18 protein-coding genes, 1 pseudogene and 1 riboswitch are annotated in these 21,367 nt (G+C 38.5%); of the genes and pseudogenes, 3 read left to right on the top strand and 16 right to left on the bottom strand.

Translation table 11 applies throughout. From position 1 onward, the window contains the following. Positions 1–3: 3 nt before the first annotated feature. The 7 genes from ACQKL5_RS20735 to ACQKL5_RS20705 form a co-directional block, all read right to left on the bottom strand. Positions 4–1,650, bottom strand: a complete 1,647-nt coding sequence (locus ACQKL5_RS20735; RefSeq protein WP_427610730.1) for an AMP-binding protein — start codon at positions 1,648–1,650, stop codon at positions 4–6. Positions 1,651–1,767: 117 nt separating this feature from the next. Then, on the bottom strand, positions 1,768–2,910 hold the full coding sequence (locus tag ACQKL5_RS20730) for an acyl-CoA dehydrogenase family protein (protein WP_427610729.1): 1,143 nt from the start codon (positions 2,908–2,910) through the stop codon (positions 1,768–1,770). Positions 2,911–2,969: 59 nt separating this feature from the next. Continuing rightward, positions 2,970–3,623, bottom strand: a complete 654-nt coding sequence (locus ACQKL5_RS20725) for a TetR/AcrR family transcriptional regulator (RefSeq protein ID WP_427610740.1) — start codon at positions 3,621–3,623, stop codon at positions 2,970–2,972. Positions 3,624–3,802: 179 nt separating this feature from the next. Beyond that, the gene (locus ACQKL5_RS20720) at positions 3,803–4,261 is read right to left on the bottom strand and encodes a staygreen family protein (protein WP_427610728.1); all 459 of its coding nucleotides are present in this window, start codon (positions 4,259–4,261) and stop codon (positions 3,803–3,805) included. A 70-nt stretch (positions 4,262–4,331) separates the two neighbouring features. Next, positions 4,332–5,084: a hypothetical protein gene (locus ACQKL5_RS20715; protein ID WP_427610727.1), complete on the bottom strand. Its 753-nt coding sequence runs from the start codon at positions 5,082–5,084 to the stop codon at positions 4,332–4,334. Between the two features lie 27 nt (positions 5,085–5,111). Next, positions 5,112–6,158 carry a cytochrome d ubiquinol oxidase subunit II gene (locus ACQKL5_RS20710; protein ID WP_427610726.1) on the bottom strand — a complete coding sequence of 349 codons (1,047 nt, stop codon included), beginning with the start codon at positions 6,156–6,158 and terminating at the stop codon, positions 5,112–5,114. A gap of 19 nt (positions 6,159–6,177) precedes the next feature. Next, positions 6,178–7,539 carry a cytochrome ubiquinol oxidase subunit I gene (locus ACQKL5_RS20705; protein WP_427610725.1) on the bottom strand — a complete coding sequence of 454 codons (1,362 nt, stop codon included), beginning with the start codon at positions 7,537–7,539 and terminating at the stop codon, positions 6,178–6,180. 450 nt (positions 7,540–7,989) lie between these two features. Here ACQKL5_RS20705 and ACQKL5_RS20700 point away from each other — a divergent pair. Further along, positions 7,990–8,564, top strand: a pseudogene (locus tag ACQKL5_RS20700) (DUF6434 domain-containing protein). Between the two features lie 349 nt (positions 8,565–8,913). Here ACQKL5_RS20700 and ACQKL5_RS20695 read toward each other — a convergent pair. The 7 genes from ACQKL5_RS20695 to ACQKL5_RS20665 form a co-directional block, all read right to left on the bottom strand. Next, positions 8,914–9,417: a hypothetical protein gene (locus ACQKL5_RS20695; RefSeq protein WP_427610724.1), complete on the bottom strand. Its 504-nt coding sequence runs from the start codon at positions 9,415–9,417 to the stop codon at positions 8,914–8,916. A 47-nt stretch (positions 9,418–9,464) separates the two neighbouring features. After that, a complete protein-coding gene (sigH, locus tag ACQKL5_RS20690) occupies positions 9,465–10,118 on the bottom strand; it encodes an RNA polymerase sporulation sigma factor SigH (protein ID WP_427610723.1) in 654 nt (217 codons plus the stop codon). 372 nt (positions 10,119–10,490) lie between these two features. Continuing rightward, positions 10,491–11,927, bottom strand: a complete 1,437-nt coding sequence (locus ACQKL5_RS20685; protein WP_427610722.1) for an alanine/glycine:cation symporter family protein — start codon at positions 11,925–11,927, stop codon at positions 10,491–10,493. Positions 11,928–12,209: 282 nt separating this feature from the next. After that, complete coding sequence (locus tag ACQKL5_RS20680) at positions 12,210–13,502, bottom strand: Na+/H+ antiporter NhaC family protein (RefSeq protein ID WP_427610721.1); 1,293 nt, start codon at positions 13,500–13,502, stop codon at positions 12,210–12,212. A 188-nt stretch (positions 13,503–13,690) separates the two neighbouring features. Then, positions 13,691–13,796: riboswitch (SAM riboswitch) on the bottom strand. Positions 13,797–14,137: 341 nt separating this feature from the next. Next, positions 14,138–16,582 carry a DNA topoisomerase IV subunit A gene (gene parC / locus ACQKL5_RS20675; protein WP_427610720.1) on the bottom strand — a complete coding sequence of 815 codons (2,445 nt, stop codon included), beginning with the start codon at positions 16,580–16,582 and terminating at the stop codon, positions 14,138–14,140. After that, complete coding sequence (gene parE, locus ACQKL5_RS20670) at positions 16,572–18,557, bottom strand: DNA topoisomerase IV subunit B (protein ID WP_427610719.1); 1,986 nt, start codon at positions 18,555–18,557, stop codon at positions 16,572–16,574. Before parE ends, parC begins: the two co-directional genes overlap by 11 nt. A 401-nt stretch (positions 18,558–18,958) precedes the next feature. Continuing rightward, positions 18,959–19,342, bottom strand: a complete 384-nt coding sequence (locus tag ACQKL5_RS20665; protein WP_427610739.1) for a CoA-binding protein — start codon at positions 19,340–19,342, stop codon at positions 18,959–18,961. Positions 19,343–19,801: 459 nt separating this feature from the next. On the opposite strand from ACQKL5_RS20665, the gene plsY reads away from it, so the two are divergent. After that, complete coding sequence (gene plsY / locus ACQKL5_RS20660; protein ID WP_427610718.1) at positions 19,802–20,389, top strand: glycerol-3-phosphate 1-O-acyltransferase PlsY; 588 nt, start codon at positions 19,802–19,804, stop codon at positions 20,387–20,389. Between the two features lie 78 nt (positions 20,390–20,467). Continuing rightward, positions 20,468–20,611, top strand: a complete 144-nt coding sequence (locus ACQKL5_RS20655) for a YycC family protein (protein WP_427610717.1) — start codon at positions 20,468–20,470, stop codon at positions 20,609–20,611. Between the two features lie 42 nt (positions 20,612–20,653). Here ACQKL5_RS20655 and ACQKL5_RS20650 read toward each other — a convergent pair whose 3' ends face one another. Together ACQKL5_RS20650 and ACQKL5_RS20645 are read right to left on the bottom strand one after the other, a co-directional pair. Beyond that, a complete protein-coding gene (locus ACQKL5_RS20650) occupies positions 20,654–20,824 on the bottom strand; it encodes a hypothetical protein (protein ID WP_427610716.1) in 171 nt (56 codons plus the stop codon). 19 nt (positions 20,825–20,843) lie between these two features. Further along, positions 20,844–21,329, bottom strand: coding sequence for an NUDIX hydrolase (locus ACQKL5_RS20645; RefSeq protein WP_427610715.1), 486 nt, complete (start codon positions 21,327–21,329; stop codon positions 20,844–20,846). Between the last annotated feature and the right edge of the window lie 38 nt (positions 21,330–21,367).

Here is a 21,367-nt window from a genome sequence, read left to right as displayed (position 1 = left end):
TCCTTATTTCGTCTGTTCCGTCAATAAGTTAAGGGTTTGCTCCCGTAGCTTATATTTTTGGATTTTCCCGGATGCAGTCATTGGATAGGCATCCGTAAAATGAATGTAACGCGGTATCTTGTGATGAGAAATCTTTCCTTGGCAGAACACTCTCAATTCTTCTGCTGTCAGGACTTCTCCTTCTTTCAAAATAATCCAAGCCGTTACTTCTTCACCATATTTCTTGTCAGGTATGCCCAAGACCTGAACATCTAATATCGCAGGATGCTGATAAAGGAACTCTTCAATTTCACGGGGATAGATGTTTTCCCCCCCTCTAATGATCATATCCTTTAGGCGGCCGGTTATTTTGCAATACCCGTTTTCATCCATAACCGCTAAATCCCCAGTATGGAGCCAACCTTCAGAATCAATGGAATCCTTTGTTGCTTCTGGGTTTTTATAATAGCCCTTCATGACATGGTAACCTCTTGAGCAAAGTTCACCCTGTTGGCCCTTCTCAAGTTCCTCTCCGGTAGCAGGGTTTATAATTTTCACTTCCACATTCGGCAATGCCCGACCAACCGAAGAAACACGAAGTTCAATGGGGTCATCTGTACGGGTCATCGTGATCCCAGGTGAAGATTCCGTTTGGCCATACGTAATCGTGATTTCTGAAATCCCCATCTTATTCACCACATTTTTCATGACTTCAATCGGACAAGTGGACCCAGCCATGATTCCAGTCCTAAGAGAACGCAGATCATACTCATCAAAGTCGTCAAGGTTCAACTCGGCAATGAACATTGTCGGTACCCCGTGAAGAGCCGTACATTTTTCCGACTCCACGGTTTGAAGTACGGTACGTGGATTGAATTCAATGACAGGCACCATTGTAGCCCCGACAGCTACGGAAGCCATCGTTCCAAGTGAACATCCAAAGCAGTGAAACATCGGTACCGGGATACAGAGCCGATCTTGGTTTGTAAGTTTCATACAGGACGCTACGTTTAACCCGTTATTGACCAAATTTGAGTGTGTCAACATGACTCCTTTTGGAAATCCCGTCGTTCCTGACGTATATTGCATATTAATTACATCTTCAGATTTCAGTTCATTCATCCGTATATCGAGCATTTCCTCGGATATCCGACTACTACCGCCAAGGATATCAGACCATAAAAAGGTACCGGGATATCGTGTTTCGCCTAACATGATGATATTTTTTAATTTCGGTAGTTTCTTAGATTGTAATTTACCAGGATCGGCGGTCTTTAATTCAGGAATAATCTCATAAAGCGTTTCTATATAAGAATGATCACGATATTGCTCCATCAAGATGATGGTCGTCGCATCCGATTGCCGGAGAAGATACTCAAGTTCACTCGTACGATAGTTCGTATTGACCGTGACAAGTACACCACCCATTTGGGCTGTTGCAAATTGGGAAATGACCCACTCTGGTTTATTCGTTGCCCAAATAGCAATATGTTCACCTTTTTCAATACCAAGTGACATAAAGCCACGAGCTGCCTCACGACAAACCCTTTCCAATTCACTGTAGGTATACCGTAAACCCAATTCATGATATACAACCGCTTCATTATTTCCATATTGATTAGCGGTCTCTTGAAGCAGCTTGCCGACAGTGATTTCTTGCAAATCAGACATCGAACTCCTCCTATCATGTATAAGTAAGCTGAACAACTTATGTGATAAGTCACACTACCTGTCTATCTCCCAGTAAGCACTACCGTGAATATGTTCCATATTCGTAATTCAAAAGGATCAACAGCCCAATTGTCTCGCTATTACCATTCTTTGAATCTCTGAAGTACCTTCACCAATTTCTAGTAACTTAGCATCTCGTAAGTAACGCTCCACCTCGTATTCACGCATATACCCTGAGCCTCCATGAATTTGAATAGCCTGATTGCTCGTACGGAAGGAGGTTTCACTTGCAAAAAGCTTGGCAAAAGCCGCTTCTTTTGCAAATGGTTTTTTATTATCTTTTAACCATGCAGCTTTATAAACCATGTTTCTCGCCAATTCAATTTCCATGGCCATATCAGCCAGTTTGAACTGTATCGCTTGAAAATTAGAAATTGTTTTTCCAAATTGAACCCGTTCTTTTGAAAAAGCCAATGCTCTGTCGAAGGCAGCCTGAGCAATTCCAACTGCTAATGCTCCGATGGAAATCCTTCCCCCATCTAACGTGAACAAGAATTGCTTGAATCCTTTTTCTGGATCACCCAATAAATTCTTCTTGGGTACCCGGACATTATCCAGGATGATTTCGCATGTATTAGAGGCTCGCACCCCCATTTTTTCATAATTGCTGTTTATCGTTAGTCCCGGTGTATCCGTTGGGACGATGAAAGCAGAAATAATATTTTTTCCCCGACTGTCTTTTCCCGAGACGGCCGTAACTGTGATCGTTCTAGAGTAGCTGGCGTTTGTTATCCATGTCTTCTCACCATTAATCACATATTCATCACCTTCCACTACCGCCGTCGATCTCGTGCCACCAGCATCTGACCCTGCATTCGGTTCAGTCAGTCCGAATGCCGCCAGCGTCTCACCAGTGGTAATCGGGATAAGGTATTTTTGCTTTTGTTCCTCGGTACCAAAGTAATAAATCGGGCTCGCACCAAGAGAAACGGCTGCAGCATAACTCAATCCGGTTCCTCCACAAGCTTTACCGATTTCCTCGACAGCAATCGCATAGGATATCGTATCTCCACCTGAACCTCCGTATTCCTCTGGGAATGGAATTCCAAGCAACCCTAATTTACCCATCTTCTTGAAAACATCCTCCGCGAACATTGACTTCGCATCCAACTCTATTGCAATTGGCTTAATTTCTTTTTCTGCGAACTCTCTTACCATTTCCTTAATCATTTGTTGCTCTTTTGTGAGTGAGAAATCCATTTATTCGTTCCCCTTTCATAGTGAGACCGACTAGTTGGTCTGTATAGGATGTGAGCGATTCACTTCCTATTTATTGCAATCTGGTTTTTCAGTAAAAAAGGCTGAATCCTTGGATCATTCTTCATGTTTTCCGTTAATAATCCCTGTAAAATTAAATCGACATAGATTTGACCGATTTCCTCGATTGATTTTTCGCCGTCCAGTTTATACCATTTATAGGTCCAGTTCACCAAGCCTAAAATAGACATCCCAGTTATTTCAACCGGCAGCTCGCTGCGGAATTCTCCCTTTTCAATTCCTTCTTGAATCACAGAAAAAACAATTTCTTTATATTTGTGACGTTTATTTTTGATTGCTTCAACATAAGGTGGTTTAAGGTATATGCTTTCTTGATAGAAAACTGAGATATGTGGTTTATAGAGGTCAAACACTTTAACAAACGATAGGATAATCTTTTGCATTTTTTCTGAAGGATGAATGCTTTCTGAGGTGGCTTCCTGTGCTTTCGTTAACACATAGGATATAAAATAATCATGTATGACAAACAAGAGCTCATCTTTAGAAGAAAAGTGGTGATAAAAACCACCTTTACTTGTTCCGCTTTCTTTTACAATTTCGTTCACAGAGACTCCGTGATAACCATGTTGTTCAAAGAGGTTCAGTGATGTTTCTATGATTTTTTCTTTTAACTCCGTAAGGCCATCACTCCTTATGTATCCGCTTACATTTATTTCTGAGTAAAAAATCCAATTTATTTACAACTGGATTATAATTAGATTTTACCAAATTTTATAAATTTGTCAATTTCAAATAATTAAGTATAGGAAATATTACAAAAGTTTTCTTGAAGTTCCCCCACCTAGCTCGTTTAGGGAGCATAAGGGGGGATTATTCAATCAAGCCAGTAGTATCGAGGTGTGCCATAGAAAATACGCTGGTTAAATTCATGAAAAGAGGATTGAAACTGTACATAAATCGGGCAATCAACGAGCCACGGGAAAAAACAGTAAAATTCTTTATCTCCGTTAATTATAGCTGTAATAGCCAAATTCAGGTTTTTTCGAAAAATTGTATATCGGGCTTTTGCCTGAGCATATTCATTTTCCACTCCATCTACATAAACGTTAACCGTTAAAAGATATTGACCAAGTGACGCATCCCAATTAGCCATCACTTCATCTCTCAATTTTACATTCAAGGCTGAACAATCATATTCCGTCCCGATTGCCAGGTATAGGGCACCCGTTTCATCAGAATGAGTAAGGGTATACTTTCTTCCGTCAACTGGAAGGCACGGGGTGGTGGGTGGCATAAATTTTACCGTTAATTTATCCGGTTGAAATTCTGGCATCCATTCATACTCCTTTTGAAAATTACCGTTTACCCTATCCTATGATGGCTGCCCATTTCTGGTGAACATCCTACTTGTTCTTAACCGGTTTGACATCGGTTTTAATTAGATCCCAGCCATGATTGAAAGACCAGAACGATTTAATTTCCAACAATGGATCTCGTTCGTTGCTACCCATTACATATTGAACACCTGCTAGTCCCTTCCCCTTTCCAAAAAGGGTCTTCGGTTTCAAAGAAGTGTATGAATTGACCAACAGTTCAGTAGATTCATTCAACTTACCATTCTGATATATTCCCAATTCTTCATAGTCTTGCTTTCTGGAACTAACATCCACAACGATTGGCTTTTTCCCTTCAATCTGGACTTCCGCTTTGTACCCGTCTAGAAATTGAGCAGTCACAGGTACGGACGGAGGAACCTCCAGATCCTTGACCTTTCCACCTTTGAAAGTATAAGCATAACTGCTAAGCGTACGTTCTATTCCTTCCGTCAAAACAGTGACCAATACATCCTGAATCCCATCTTTATTCAAATCAGCAAGCGCCAGTTCCGGCTTATAACCGGATTCCAGTGGTACATTAATAGATTGGCGGTTACTTTCCACGCGCAACTCGATTGCCTTTAGGAACTTGCTTTCTTTATTATATGGTGTTCCTTGAACCTGAATGATATCAATTTTTTGATCACCCGTGACATCTCTTTTGGATGAAATATAGGTTCCATCCTCTGGAAAACTTTTATCATGTGCTTCGACCGCTTGATAGCTTAAAAAAATGGAAAGTACTAATACCGTGTATTTTAGTAAGGCTAACTTATTCATGGCTATACCCTCTCTTTTTTCTATTAACTAATTGGACATGTTCCGTTTTTTGAGCTTTCTACGTTGGTCTTTCATGAAAATAGACCAGAAGTAATAAAAGCCGGGAACCAAGATTGCAAAGCCGACAATATATGTAGCGAATACTGCCCTGAATGAATTCGGGTCGGTAAAAGCTTCAAAAATCTTGACGTTCGGATAAATTATATACGGTAAGTGTGCGACTCCATACACATAGCTACCTATCATATATTGGATAATGATCGCTATTACGGCGAGCCTTGGCATTCCTTTAACCTCTCGCTTCGAAAAGTAGGGAAGGAAAAGGGCTACGCCGCTAATGATAAAAAAGATAAGCGATAGGAATAAAAGTGTAGAGTTCTCCATCATTCCCTCATAGATCCATGCTGCTTCTTTTTTCAGTGTAAGCATCACGAGAAACGCCATTACTAACATGAGCGGACCAGTTATCATCGCATCTCGACGATATACTTTGTACGATTTTAGTTCATCCGCCTGCTTTGAATAATCGGAAAGTAGTAACGATGAAAGAAATAACGTACTCAAAATTCCAAATCCCAAAAAGGCATATTCATTCGGGCTAGTGAAAAGTTTACCTAAATTAAGTTCTTCGTTTCCTCCCATAACCTCGAGGAACCCAAGATGGGTTATGGGTAAAACACTAATCAATAGACCAGGAATAATCAGGCCCGTTATCCCTGATATATAAGTCAAAACCTTCTCATACTTGTCCAAACTGTGAGAGAAGACAAGAAAAGCACTTCTGATACATAGAAGAAGCAAGATTAAACTGGCTGGGACGATTAAAGCTACTCCAATTGAAAATACCGCTCCTGGAAATAGACTGTATATGGCAACGACAAGTCCCACTACGAATGTATTCGTTACTTCCCATGTCGGGGATAAATAACTATTCGCGATTTTCGTGGCATTCGTATGTTCTTTCTTGATATAAATCATCGCCCAAAAACCTGCTCCAAAGTCCATAGATGCCATGATTGCATATAAGAAAATAAAGCCCCAAACAAGCGTGATAGCCTGAAGTGCATCATTCATTCACCTTTCCCCCTTTTTTCTATGAATTAGAGTCGAATAATTGAACGTCCTTCTGTTCAGCCTTGAAAATATCTTCCGTTACAGAATGACGCTTGAAATAATAGATAAGTGTAAATACAACAGATACACATAAAATGATGTAAACGATAATGAATAATGTGAAGAGATACCCTAGATTTTCATAAGTAGTTACGGAATCAGCCGTCGTAAGCATTCGATAAATTGTCCATGGCTGTCTGCCCGTACAAGCGAATATCCAACCACATTCAATCGAAAGGACCGCCAACGGACCAGATGCCACAAATAGCCATAAAAGCCACTTTGGATATCTATCTTTCTTAAATACCTTATTCCACGCTAATGCGAATAAGGATAATCCAATTAATGCTGTCCCGATGATCACCATTGCATTGAACAGCGTGTGGACATAAAGCGGCGGCCAATACTCTTCGGGAAAATCATTCAAACCGGTAACTACGGTATCAAAACTATTCCCGGACAAAACGCTCAACACCCAAGGAAATTCAATTCCGTATTTCACTTCCCTATCTTCTCGGTCTGTCCATCCGAACAATGTGAGCCCTGCATGATCTTTCGTTTCGAATAGACCTTCTGCTGCAGCTAATTTTTCCGGTTGTTCCCGGTATAAATGCTGTGTGGTCGAGTGACCGTTGAGTGCTGTTAAAATTGAAAAGATCAGCCCCAGCACGATACTTAACTTTAAAGCCTTTTGGTGAAAATTGTACTCCGATGAACCATACTTATTTTTGAGCATTTTGTAGCCGGCAACAGCTGCTATGGCAAAGGCTCCTGTTGTATATGCAGTTACTGCCGTATGGCCTGCCGTCACCAAAAAACTAGGATTGAAAAAAGCCGCCCACGGATCCACATCTACAATTTCACCATTCTCAAATCTAAAACCAGCGGGTGTCCCCTCGAAAGCATGGACGTTCGCAATTAACACGGCTGATGCCAAAGCCCCAAAAGCGACCAAGGATAAACTTAGGATTCGAGCCCAAGGCCTTATTTTTTCAGCAGCATACACATAGATGGACATGAATAATGCTTCAACCATAAAAGCATAAATCTCAATTTGGAATGGAAGGGCCATAACTCGCCCAATCACCTCCATAAATCCAGGCCATAAAAGTGAAAGCTGTACACCGGCAATTGTACCTGTAGGGATTCCTACTCCTAACAAAATCCCTAACGTTTTAGTCCAGCGTTTAGCCATGACCACATATTGCAAATCTTTCGTCCGTTGGTACATTAATTCAGCAGCCAACATCATCATAGGTATTCCTACACCTAAAGTAGCAAATATAATATGTACACCCATATTAGTACCAAACATCGCTCGTGCCATTTGTAAGTGATCCATACGTTTTTCCTTTCTAACCTGATTTATTCTTGTTAGCTTCTCCATCAAAAAGGAAAATATTTAATAAAATCCCACAAACCATCCATTAAATTTTTATTTGTTTACTAACGGGTTTTTCGGGTTTTGTCCATATACATATATTCTAGCGAGGTTTATTCTGGGATAACTATTTAATTTAGCTATCGTTTATGATGTTTAAATGATTATTCTGGCGAGGTTAATTTTCAAATACTCATTGAGCGTTTAATAAGAAAGTTTGTTTGGACTCTTGCAAAAATTCTTTTTGAGTGACATACACTATATGCTATATTTCAAAAAAAAACGAAAAATAACACCGTTCTCTTGGAACGGTGTTGGCAAAGTAATAAATTTTCATTGGTTATCATAATATTGCATATTAAGAACAAATGTTCTATAATTTAAATATCAAGAAAATTCAGGAGGTTATCAATGAGGCCTTTTCTCTCCAAACATACAGGAGTTCATGAATATAAGGATTTTTATTGGTTAAAAAAAGAACTTCAGCAGTTTTGTCGAGATAACGGAATAAGCGCAGTTGGATCTAAAATTGAATTATCAACTAGAATAGAAACTTTTCTTGAAACAGGAGAGATAAAAAAGCCGCCCAGACTTCCCATAGTACATTCGAATAATAAAACACAACAAAGAAAATTGAGTCTTGATACAGTAATTGTGGAACATCATCGTTGTAGTCAAGATGTTCGAGCGTTTTTCAAAACAACTATCGGTCCATCATTCCATTTTTCCATCCATATTCAGAACTATTTTAAAAATAATGTAGGAAAAACATAACGTGATGTTTTAGATGCTTGGAATATAGAAGAAGAATGTAAAAAAGAGCCCGGATATAGAAAAAAATCGCTCCACAATTTGAATATAATCAATTCACCCACGACTACTTTTCAGACCCTAAGAATAAAGGGAAAAGTAAAAAAGACGCTATAGAATCCTGGAATATTATCAAGAACCTTCCTGGAAACAATATTTATACCCCTCATAAATAATCCTTACTGTAGAGTGTTTTACACTAAAAATATTTACGATTATTGTAAAAATATATGGTTAATGACTAGATGTACCATAGAGGATATTTTGACAATTTACCTGTGACCATCTGTGCAGAGACTTTTCAATTTCTGCTGAATTAAACCCTTAAAAGAGCCATTTGCAACCGACTAATCTACCATTTTTTCAGTAATATACTTGTCGGAATATAGTCCAATTAGTGCCTTCGGTATCTTCCCATTACCGGATTATTCACGAGCACATATTTACTACAGTCGGGACACCATCTAATAAATTCAGTGATTGGGGATCCACCTTCTTTAAACATATATGGTCCCCCCTTATTTTTTATTTTAAGTTTTCTTTTTTCCAGTAGTCGTATATCGCTTCTAACATTATTCCATTTAGATTTTTTCCTTGTTTAGCTAGCCATTCAGTTTGATCTATTGGTAAATGAAGCTTAAGATTAATTTTTTCATTTGGCATTTCCACTTTTCTTATTTCTTCTAGGGTAATGCCCTCTTCTATATTAGGGAAGGAAACATCATTTTCATTTACTATCTGAATATCACCATAGTCCCCTAAATCATACATCTCGCAAAATAGGTTAAGTTGCGGCAATCCACCCCCCACGAGACCACGAAGATGCATAATCGTACTGATAACTTCACCATCTTCCAATTCGACTTCTATAAATAGATTTTCCAGCTTGCCATATTTTTTCAGAACGATTTCGCTTACAACCATATCTAGTTCCAATGTATACCTTGATTCTGCCTCGAAGATATATATTGCACTATTAAACATAAAAACATTTTCACCATCTATTTTTACCGTTTTAACCTTACGCATAAACACTCCACTTTCAAGTATGATTCTCTAAGATAACGAAGGAAGAATTAATCAACCATCAGTCGTGATTCCAGATACTTATCCAACTTCTTTTTAACCCTTTGGAGTGCATTATCTATTGTCTTCACCTGAACATTCAACTCTCGAGAAATTTCTAAATAGGTTTGCCCTCCCATATATAAATCAACAACTGTACTTTCTAATTCACTTAGGAGTTCTGCTAATTTCAGCTCTATTTCGCTGAATTCTTCCAATCCTATTAAGATGGAAACTGGATCCATTTGCTTTTGTTCAGGAACAACATCTATGAGTGCTTGTTCGGAATCTCCTTGATAAATAGGTCTGAACAAGGAAACATAGGTATTTAATGGAGAATGTTTTTGACGAGTGGCCGCTTTGACTGCTGTTATAATTTGTCTAGTAATGCACAGTTCTGCAAATGATTTAAAGGAGGCCGAATTCTTACAATCCCTATAATCGCGAATAGCCTTATACAATCCAATCATGCCTTCTTGAAAAACATCTTCCTTATCTCCACCTGTCAGAAAGTATTTCATAGCTTTCGTTTTGACAAGGCCTTTATATTTTATAATTAAATGATTTAGCGCCTCATCATCACCATTTTGAAATCTCCCTATCAAAATTGCATCTTCCATTTGTGCAGAGTTTTCTACTTTTTCCTTATCGAGGATTATACTCATTTTTATTCCCCCACTCACTTAGTTGAACACCAAAAACCTACAAGGGTGCAATTTATTTTCAAAAAATTAGTAGAATCATATAATATTATAGTATCTCAATTGCAGAATTAAAGATATCCTTTAATGCCGACATTTTCCAACAATATTATATATTACCATTTTTCAAAAAGGAACTTATTCCTACAAAAAATCTAATTAACTTCACCATCCTCTTAAAATATCAGTACTGAGCAGGATTAGTTAATTACCTTTTTATTAGCATCAAACCCTCTCTAAAACACTGACATCCAGAAAGTATCATTTTTCAGATAACCTAACCAAAAAAAAGACCTCGACAAAAATCGAGGTCATCATTATTCATATTCTTCCTTTTTATTTTATATCCTTTTTACTCGAACCTTCCACATGATCAGTTGGGTCCCCCCAGCATTCTACATTTTTTAATCCCTTAATATTATTTACATGGAAAACAGGATTTTTGCCATCCTTCTTTTGTTTTTGATAATCGCCAAGTGCTGCAAAAGCTATTTTCCCGAGTAAAGCTATCGCAATCAAGTTTATGATGGCCATGGACCCCATCAGCAAATCTGCTAAATTCCATACGAACTCGAGTGAAGCCATAGATCCGAATATGACCATTCCAACGACTGCTGCTCGATAAATATTTATCCAAGTTCTTTTTTCATTAATAAAACTGATATTGGATTCTCCATAATAATAGTTTCCAACAATGGAACTAAAGGCAAATAAGAGTAGGATAATGGCAAGAAAGACACCAGCCCATGAACCTAAATTCTCGCTTAGAGCATTTTGTGTGAGAACGATACCGTCTGTTTCTTTAGATGTATACAGCCCAGAAAATAAAATGATAAAGGCGGTCGAACTACAAATAATAAGGGTATCCACAAAAACGCCAAGAGACTGGATGAGACCCTGTTTTACCGGGTGGGTGACATCTGCAGTTGCACCAGCATTAGGTGCACTCCCCATCCCTGCCTCATTTGAAAATAAACCGCGCTTAATCCCGTTCATCAGGGCCGCCCCCAGTGCACCACTGGCTATTTCCCTTAATCCATCAAATGCACTTTCAAAGATTAAAGCTATAACACTAGGTAACTCAGTGATATTCAATACAATGACACCTAAAGCTATTAACACATAAGCTCCAGCCATGAACGGTACGATAACTTCAGAAATTTTAGCAACCATTTTAATCCCACCAAAAATAATGACAGCTGTAACAATAGCTAAGATGAGTCCTGTAACCCATTTATCAATTCCAAAGGAGGCATTGAATGCGCTTGAAATTGTATTGGCCTGTACAGAATTGAAAGCAAGTCCAAACGTCAATGAAATTAAAACTGCAAACGTGATACCCATCCAGCGTGCATTTAATGCTTTTTCCATATAATAAGCTGGACCACCACGAAAAGCTTCGCCGTCCTTGACTTTATAAATTTGTGCGAGAGTACTTTCAATGAAAGCAGAAGCAGATCCAATCAATGCAATTAACCACATCCAGAAGACAGCTCCCGGACCACCGGTTGTGATGGCTATTGCCACACCTGCCAGATTACCAGTTCCTACCCGAGAAGCCGTACTGATGCAAAAAGCCTGAAACGATGATACACCTTTCTTGTCCGCTGTAGCCCCTTCCCCTAAAAGTTTTATCATTTCTTTTATCATTCTAAATTGAACGAACTTAGTCCGAACAGAAAAATAAATGCCCATCCCAATTAATAAAATAATCAATATGGATGACCATAATAAATCATTTGTTTCTGTAATAAACTTTTCTAATATCTCCATTTTTAAACGAACCCACCTCTAATTATTTCAATACAATACTTTTAAAGTTCCCGCTTTTATAAAATAGTAAACACTTAATAATAAGGGTGACCCCATATATAGTATTTAATTATACTATTTTAATATTATTGAAGGTATATATTAGTTTTTTTGGAATATTATAATAATTAAAGTTTCATCCACACTTTCCATTCTAAATCACTTACTCTAAAAAAAAGCCCTGGAGACCATGCTCCAGGGTAACATTCATGATTTATCGATACTCTTCCAACCATACTATTTTTATTTCCTCTTCGAGAATCGAGGAAAACCTATTAAAATGGCTATGATTCCTGAAATCCCAATCAAGACTGGGTAGAATGAATAGGGTAGGATACTGATAGGAGATATATGTGCGACACCGGCCGCTAAAAGTAGTTGTGCACCGTATGGCAATAATCCTTGAATACTACAAGCGAAAACATCGAGCAAGCTGGCAGATTTCCGTGGATCTATACCAAACTTTTCGGCAATATTTCTTGCGAGTGGCCCAGCAATGATGATGGAAATTGTATTATTTGCTGTTGAAAGGTTCGTTAAAGCAACCAATCCTGCGATGCTGAACTCTGCACTTTTTTTTGATTTGCTCTTTCTCGTTACGAGGTTCAGTAAATAATCTATACCCCCGTTATGTTTGATGACTGAAACCATGCCTGCAATCAAAATTGCTAAGAAGGAGATTTCATACATCCCAGCCATTCCATCTCCTATTTTTTGAATAACTACCAATGCATGATAACTGCCATCCGCTAAACCAATTATTCCAGCAAAGACAATGCCGATAGAGAGAACCAAGAATACATTGATTCCGGCCAATGCTGCCACTAGAACACAAAGATAAGGCAAAATTTTGATCCAACTGTAAGCTTCCCCAGAAATTGTAGCTTGTTCACCCATCGTCAGAAAACCAAGGATAACACATGTGATAATCGCAGCAGGTAAAACAATAAAAAAGTTCACTTTGAATTTGTCTTTCATTTTCGTTCCCTGTGTACGGACGGCTGCTATAGTCGTATCCGAAATAAAAGAAAGATTATCACCGAACATTGACCCACCAATGATCGCAGCCATGGATAGGGCAACTGAAATATCCGTTTGTTCACTAATTCCTACTCCAATTGGTGCTAAAGCTACTATCGTTCCCATACTTGTCCCCATAGATAAAGAGATAAAGCAGGCGATAATAAATAACCCCACCATTAATAGATTTTGCGGAACAACCGATAGAGCAAGATTCACCGTAGATTCTACTGCACCCATCCCATTGGCCACTTCCGAAAAAGCCCCAGCCAATAGGAATATGAGAACCATTAACATGATATTTGAATCGCCTGCACCTTTACAAAAGATTTCTACTTTTTGATTAAACGATTCCTTTCGATTCATTGCCAGTGCCGCAGCAGAAGCAATGGCAATGGCGACAATTACTGGAAATGTGTAAAAGTCCCTAGTAATAACACCAGAACCTATAAATAATATCAAAAAAACGATGAACGGCGTTAAAGCCCATGGATTCCCTTTGTTGTTTAAACTCATGATGTACACCTCTTTATTATTTTTACATGGTTATGGAAATACTCTTTCTGTACTCTTTAAATTTGCGGCATCCCTTCATTTTATATATAGGGATGATTATGAAATAGTAACAAATTCATATCCTATGAATACAAAAAGACCTCTTCCGTTTTATTACAAGAAGAGGTCTTTTAATCTATAAAACACTCTTCTTATCTTTCAGGTCAATCGCCTGCTGGATTTGGCACAGCACTCTACATTAAGTCTGTTGCCGAGACATCTTCGGGCCAGTCCCTCAGTCTCTCTTGATAAGAAGTAAGAAATATTCATTTTGTCATAGCAAATATAAGAGTACAGTATTTCTAGAATTTTCGCAAGGTAAAGTATTAAAGATACTAATAAATCTAAAATGTACCAATTCCTTCTTGGTAAGGATTGTCGATTTCTCTGGAGGTACATGGGTATTTACTCTTCAACACTAATGATCCCGACTCTTCGTTCTTCGACGGCTCACACAGTGAATTCAGCTGAAAATCCACCATTTTCGTCAAGGCATTACACGGAATATCTGCCAAGAGGAGCTATTAGCCATACGGGTTGTTACTAAGAAAAGGGATGCTGACTGTATTCAGCATCCCTTTATGTGAAGATAGGATTTACGAATCTTTAACAGATTCATCATCTAGTGAAATCTTCCATAATTCTTTCGCTTTTCCGCTTTCCGTTTCATCAAATATAAAGGATCCATTCGTATAACGATCATGATTTTTCAGTGTTGCAGCATGAACGGTTTCAACCTTCCCCTTTTCAGAAAGAATGAACAAACTATCGGTTTTATTGATTGTATCAAAACCGATGACACGATGTGGATTTGATTTGAGTTCCCTTAATACTACGACGCCGCGTTTTGCCCGGCTTGTTTTTTCGAATTCCGTCAATTTCATTTTCTTAATGGCTCCACGCTGAGTCACTATAAAAATGGATTCCTTACTATCCTTGGCTAATACCTTACCGCCAATGACAAAGTCATCTTCTTTTAAATTAATTCCCTTCACACCAGCGGCACGTATACCAACAATACTCACTTCATCTTCATCAAACCATAAACCGTAGCCATTATGGGTTACTAAGAACAGCTCAGCCTGGCCATTTGTATGGTGGACATCCACCAATTCATCGTCACCCTTTAGATTAATGCCTACCAGAGTTTTCGAATGACGCTGTGCTTTATAGCAAGAGAGTTCAGTCTTTTTCACCATACCGTTTTTCGTTACGAACACTAAAAATTCTGGTTGATTGAAATCTTTGATTGGAATGGCTTTAATGATTTGCTCATTCCGATCTATTGGGATGATATTAGCAATATGTTGACCCGTTTCCTTCCAACGAATATCCGGAAGCTGATGGACTGGACAATACAGGAAATTCCCTTTGGAAGTGAATAACAGCAACACCTCTGTCGTATTCATTTCCAACTTCTGTAGCATGCGATCTGAATCTTTCATGCCAAAATCAAGCCCTCCGGAAGCTGTATATGATCGAATCGATGTACGCTTGACATAGCCTTCTTTCGTTACAGTGACCACCACGTCCTCACTCGCTATCAAGACTTCTAGATTGATTTTAATTTCTTCAATCTCATTCTCAATTTTAGAACGTCGGCCGTCATCATACCCTTTTTTTATAAATCGTAATTCCTTTTTAATTACTTGCAATAGAACCTTTTCGCTACCTAGAATTTTAGTCAATTCCTCAATTTTACTGTTTAACTCAGCAGCTTCAGCTTTAAGAGCTGTAATATCCGTGTTCGTCAAACGGTAGAGCTGCAAGGATACGATTGCTTCAGCCTGAGCTTCAGTAAATCCAAACTTAGAAATTAAATTATCTTTAGCATCTCTTTTGTCTTTTGAAGCCCGGATAACGGCGATGACCTCATCTAAAATGGACAATGCCTTTATTAAGCCGTCTACTATATGAGCCCTATCATGCGCTTTCTGAAGTTCATAACGGGAACGGTTTATTATGACTTCTTTACGATGATCAATATAAGCATCAAGCATTTTAGGCAAGCTCATCAATGTCGGCCGCTTTTTATAAATCGCAACCATATTAAAATTATAAGACACTTGAAGATCAGAATTTTTATATAAATAATGCAAGACACCATTGGCATCTGCTTCTTTTTTCAATTCAATAACGATACGAAGTCCTGTACGATCGGTTTCATCACGAACCTCCGCAATTCCCTCAATTTTACGATCAAGGCGGAACTCATCTATTTTCTTTACAAGATTCGCCTTATTGACTTCGTAAGGGATTTCCGTGACGACAATTTGTTGCTTCCCACCACGAATCGTCTCCACTTCGGCCAAGCCTCGTACAATGATTTTACCTTTGCCTGTTTCATAGGCTTTACGAATGCCTTCGATTCCTTGAATGATACCCCCTGTTGGGAAATCGGGACCTTTAATAACTGTCATTAATTCCTCGACTGTCGCTTTAGGGTTATCAATCCTCATAATGGCAGCGTCAATGACCTCTCCTAATTGATGAGGAGGAATTTCCGTTGCATAACCTGCGGATATACCTGTTGAACCATTTACGAGCAAGTTAGGAAACATGGCCGGCAATACGATCGGTTCTTCAGATGTATCGTCAAAATTCGAGACAAAATCTACAGTCCGCTTATCTATATCCCGGAGCATCTCGGAGGCAATTGCCGAAAGCCTTGCTTCCGTATAACGCATTGCTGCCGGTGGATCTCCATCGATGCTACCGTTGTTTCCATGCATCTGGACCATGACCTTCCGTAGCTTCCAGTCCTGGCTCATTCGGACCATGGCCTCATAAACTGAGGAATCGCCATGCGGATGATAGTTACCAATAACATTTCCTACTGTTTTGGCTGATTTTCTAAAACCTTTTTCTTGGGTATTTCCTTCTACATGCATCGCATATAGAATCCTGCGTTGAACCGGTTTCAGTCCATCTCTTGCATCTGGTAGTGCACGGTCCTGAATTATATACTTACTATAACGCCCGAAGCGGTCTCCAATAACCTCTTCTAGCGGCAAATCACGAAATGTCTCTTCAAATACCATCGTTATTGACCTCCTCTTCAATCGACATATTTTCATTATCTAAAATATTCGATTCCTCTTCGAGACCAAAAGCGACATTAGCTTCAATCCATTTACGCCGTGGCTCCACTTTATCACCCATTAACGTTGTCACACGTCTTTCTGCCCTGGCACCATCATCGATCTTAACACGAATCAATGTCCTTGTTTCCGGGTTCATGGTCGTATCCCATAACTGATCGGCATTCATCTCACCCAAGCCCTTATAGCGTTGGATCATATAGCCTCTACCTATTTTATCGATTGCACCCTGTAGTTCGTCATCACTCCAGGCATACTCTATAACTTCTTTCTTCCCCGTTCCTTTACTAACTTTATATAAAGGTGGTAAGGCAATAAATACCTTTCCAGCCTCAATTAAAGGCTTCATATAGCGGTAAAAGAATGTAAGCAGTAAAACTTGAATATGAGCACCATCCGTATCGGCATCTGTCATGATAATGACTTTATCATAGTTGGTATCTGGCGTATTGAATTCCGCTCCGACACCTGCGCCAATGGCATGAATAATCGTATTTATTTCTTCATTTTTAAAGATATCGGCAAGTTTGGCTTTTTCCGTATTGATGACTTTACCCCTCAACGGTAACACCGCTTGAAAACGACGATCTCTACCTTGTTTCGCCGATCCTCCTGCAGAGTCCCCTTCTACAAGGTATAACTCATTTCTCTCAGGATTTTTCGATTGAGCTGGCGTCAACTTACCGGAAAGATTACCATCTGATTTTTTTCGTTTTTTTCCGCTCCTAGCATCTTCTCGTGCTTTACGTGCCGCTTCGCGGGCTTGGAAAGCTTTAATTGATTTTTTCACCAAGAGTGTAGTCGTAGTAGGGTCTTCTTCAAAAAAGTAAGCTAAATGCTCGGATACGATTGAATCAACAGCAGAGCGGGCCTCACTTGTGCCAAGCTTGCTTTTAGTCTGTCCTTCAAATTGCAGGAGCTCTTCAGGAATACGGACGGAAATTACCGAAGATAAGCCTTCTCGGATATCAGAACCTTCGAGATTCTTATCTTTTTCCTTTAACAGACCCATCTTTCTTGCGTAATCATTAAATGAACGCGTCATAGCCGTCTTAGCACCAATTTCGTGGGTACCACCATCCTTAGTCCGCACATTATTGACAAAGCTAAGAATATTTTCTGAATATCCATCATTAAATTGGAAAGCCAGGTCTACCTCTATCCCATTCTGTTCTCCCTCTAAACTGACAACATTATGGAGCGTTTCTTTTTCCTCATTTAAATATTCCACAAATGCTTCTATTCCCGTTTCATAATGGAATATCTCTTGCTCATTTTTACGTTCGTCTATTAACTCTATTTTCATGCCCTTTAAAAGAAAAGCTGATTCGCGAAGTCTTTCACAGAGGGTATCATAATTAAAAGTGGTAACTGAAAATATTTTCGGATCCGGTTTGAAATGGATTTTCGTTCCGGATTGATTGGTCTTGCCTATTTTCTCTAAAGTGGTTTCAGGCTTACCTCCGTTGAAAAAGCGTTGTTCATAGATAAAACCTTCTCGTTTAATGGTCACAACGAGCCATTCAGACAAGGCATTTACAACTGATGCACCAACTCCGTGCAGTCCTCCGCTCGTTTTATACCCACCTTGTCCAAATTTACCTCCGGCGTGAAGAATCGTTAAAATGACTTCAGGAGTCGGTTTGCCCATTTTATGCATACCTGTAGGCATCCCACGACCTTTATCCGTTACGCTAACACTATTATCTTTATGTATTTTCACACAAATGTGGTCTCCATAACCAGCCAAAGCCTCATCTACGGAGTTATCTACAATCTCATACACTAAATGATGAAGTCCACGTGAATCCGTACTGCCGATATACATACCGGGACGTTTTCTGACCGCTTCGAGTCCTTCCAGTACCTGAATTGCATCATCATTGTACTCGATTGTTTTTACTTTCTTTGCCACAGAAATTCCCCTTTCCTTACTAAACACAATTTCCGGGCCAAATCATACTGCAATGAAATGACTCTTTACCTAAAATCAAATATTTTATTGTTCGATACCTTTCATAAAGTATAATGGTTCCGAACAGAAAGAACAAGTGTTCTATTTTTTCGTCCCTTTATTAAACGTTAACACTCTTAATCAGAATTTGTCATGTTCGTTTTAATGTGAAACCATCTTATCTTCCGTTCTAATTGTAGCCGTAATTTTTCATTTGGCAAATAGCGTTTTACTATTTCTCTTAAATTTTATATGTACTTTGATTGATATGCTATCTTTTATTTTGGGAACAAGCTATGTATATTTTATGAAAATAAAATTCCCAACACATAAAAAAAGAGCGGAAAATCCGCTCTTAACATTTACTTTGTAAGAGCATGTTCAACTTTTATACAACGATTCATGATTACAGTATAACCTTTTTCTTTAAGAAAATTATACGCTTCTTCGTTTTCTACCCCAAGTTGTGCCCAAAATATATCCGCATCAATTTCTGCGAAATCCTTGGCAATCTCCGGTAGGAATTCAGACCGGCGGAAAACATTGACGATATCGACATGTCCATCAATATCTTTTAAAGAAGCAACAGCTTTAACACCCAGAACTTCGGATACGGCTGGATTGACCGGAATGATGTCATATCCATTATCCTGCATAGCTTTAGTAACCATATAAGAAGTACGGTCAGGATTATTTGATAGTCCTACAACAGCAATCCGTTTCGCCTTTTTCAACATCTGGCCCATTTCTTCTCTACTTGGATTTTCAATCACTTTTATCAGTCTCCTTTATAATAAAATGCAATAGTTATGAATAGTTTTGTCTTATTAAGAATATTTTACAAAGAAAAGCTGTTTAATACCATTATTAAGAAAACCATTATACAAAAATTCCTTCTTACCTAACAGATAATTCTTCGATTATTTTCATTTCAAACTTAAAGGATCGGTTGTCCGATGGACGTACACATTTCTTTTCTTATATTAACGATAAACCCCTCATATAAACCTTTCAAATCATTGAATTCAAAGATCCATCAAAAAAATTCATAAGGATTTTTACAGACAGCCATGCCATTTTATCATGAAAATGTTACAATAAGATAAACTTATCAGGTATTTGAGGCTGATTTGGTCCTTCTTTCACTTTCAGCCTGTTCATGCACGATAAAATATGAATATTCTTCTTTAAGAAAGGGTTATAGAATGCTTACACTCATCATTATTCTAGCTGCCTACTTAATCGGATCGATTCCATCAGGTTTGATAATTGGAAAAACCTTTTACAAAATTGATATTCGGGAGCATGGTAGTAAAAACTTAGGTGGCACGAACACCTTCAGAACGCTTGGTATCAAGGCTGGGCTGACCGTAACATCCATGGATATACTTAAAGGCACATTAGCCACGCTCCTTCCATTCTTCCTAGATGCGGATATGCCTAAATTGCTAGCTGGAATTTTTGCAGTAATCGGTCATATGTTTCCCATCTTTGCGAATTTCCGGGGTGGAAAAGCAGTAGCAACATCAGCTGGTGTCATACTGGCTTATGAACCTATATTTTTTCTCTTTGCCGTTCTCATATTTTTTATATCCTTATACATAACCAAATATGTATCACTATCATCAATGATTGCTTGCCTACTGGCCCTCATATACAGCCTAGTATTTCATTTCGGCGATTGGGCGCTTATCATCGTGATCGGTATACTGACCGTTTTCATTTTTTACCGTCATCGTGCCAACATTAAACGAATTATTGATAAGACGGAACCGAAAGTGAAATGGCTATAATTCAGCAGGAGAAAAAGCCCATTGGATGGGCTTTTCATCACTTTTTTACCATTTAAATAGAAGATTAGGAGAGAAGCCGTGAAGCCTTTACAAATCTCATCAGAAACCGCGATAAAGTTATCTAAGACTCTTAACCTACCTTTAGAGCAAATTATGCATATGCCTACACCCATCTTGTTACAGAAACTAGCTGAGGCCGAAGAAAAAGATAACAAAAAATAGCAGGTCAGTAAGAAAAGCTTTAGGAAAAATAACAGGTACGATTTAGGCATGCTTTCTTTTTGCATTTGAAAGCATGCCATCTTTACCAATATCCATTATATAATCACCTCTGGACAATACATCCCTATATGAAAAGCGTCGTTTTTTCATCTCTCTTTTCTTTGCAACCTTAACTCCCATGTGGTTAGAAATTCTTACCCTTATTTTTTTCATTACATATGTACAGGAAAATTCATTTAGTAGGTAGTAATCTATAATTGCCAGGTAAAGATTTTTTTTCAAATGAAAGTAGTCGTTCATTTTCATAAGTCAAAGCAAATTCGTATAAAGACTGCTCAAATAAAATATCATTTAAATAATATTTAATATTCGACACAACTTCATCACTCTCCATCACCCACTCATAGGGCTTCCAGGCAAGTTCACCTTCATCACAAGCTATGAGTTCTCCACCTGTGTCTTCAGCCCGATAAACGTACATTCCACTCGTCTCGTTCCATGTTACGATACCACGGAAACACATATTATTCACTTTTAATCCTGTTTCTTCAATTATTTCTCGAGCCATCGAGTCATCTATGGTCTCCCCTTCCTCAATTTTCCCACCAACGCCATTCCATTTATGTTTATTAGGTTCTTTATTACGCAAAAGCATAAGAATTTCGACTCTTCCTGATTTTACTCGTTTAATAAAACAAATCGTATAGGGTATATTCATTTCTGATTTTCCTCCGCAACATACTTTACTCGCATCTA

It is taken from the genome of Peribacillus sp. NPDC097675, from assembly GCF_050277655.1.
Classification (GTDB): domain Bacteria; phylum Bacillota; class Bacilli; order Bacillales; family DSM-1321; genus Peribacillus.
Note: the sequence above shows the minus strand (reverse complement) of the source record. Positions and strands in the feature narration are given on the sequence as shown.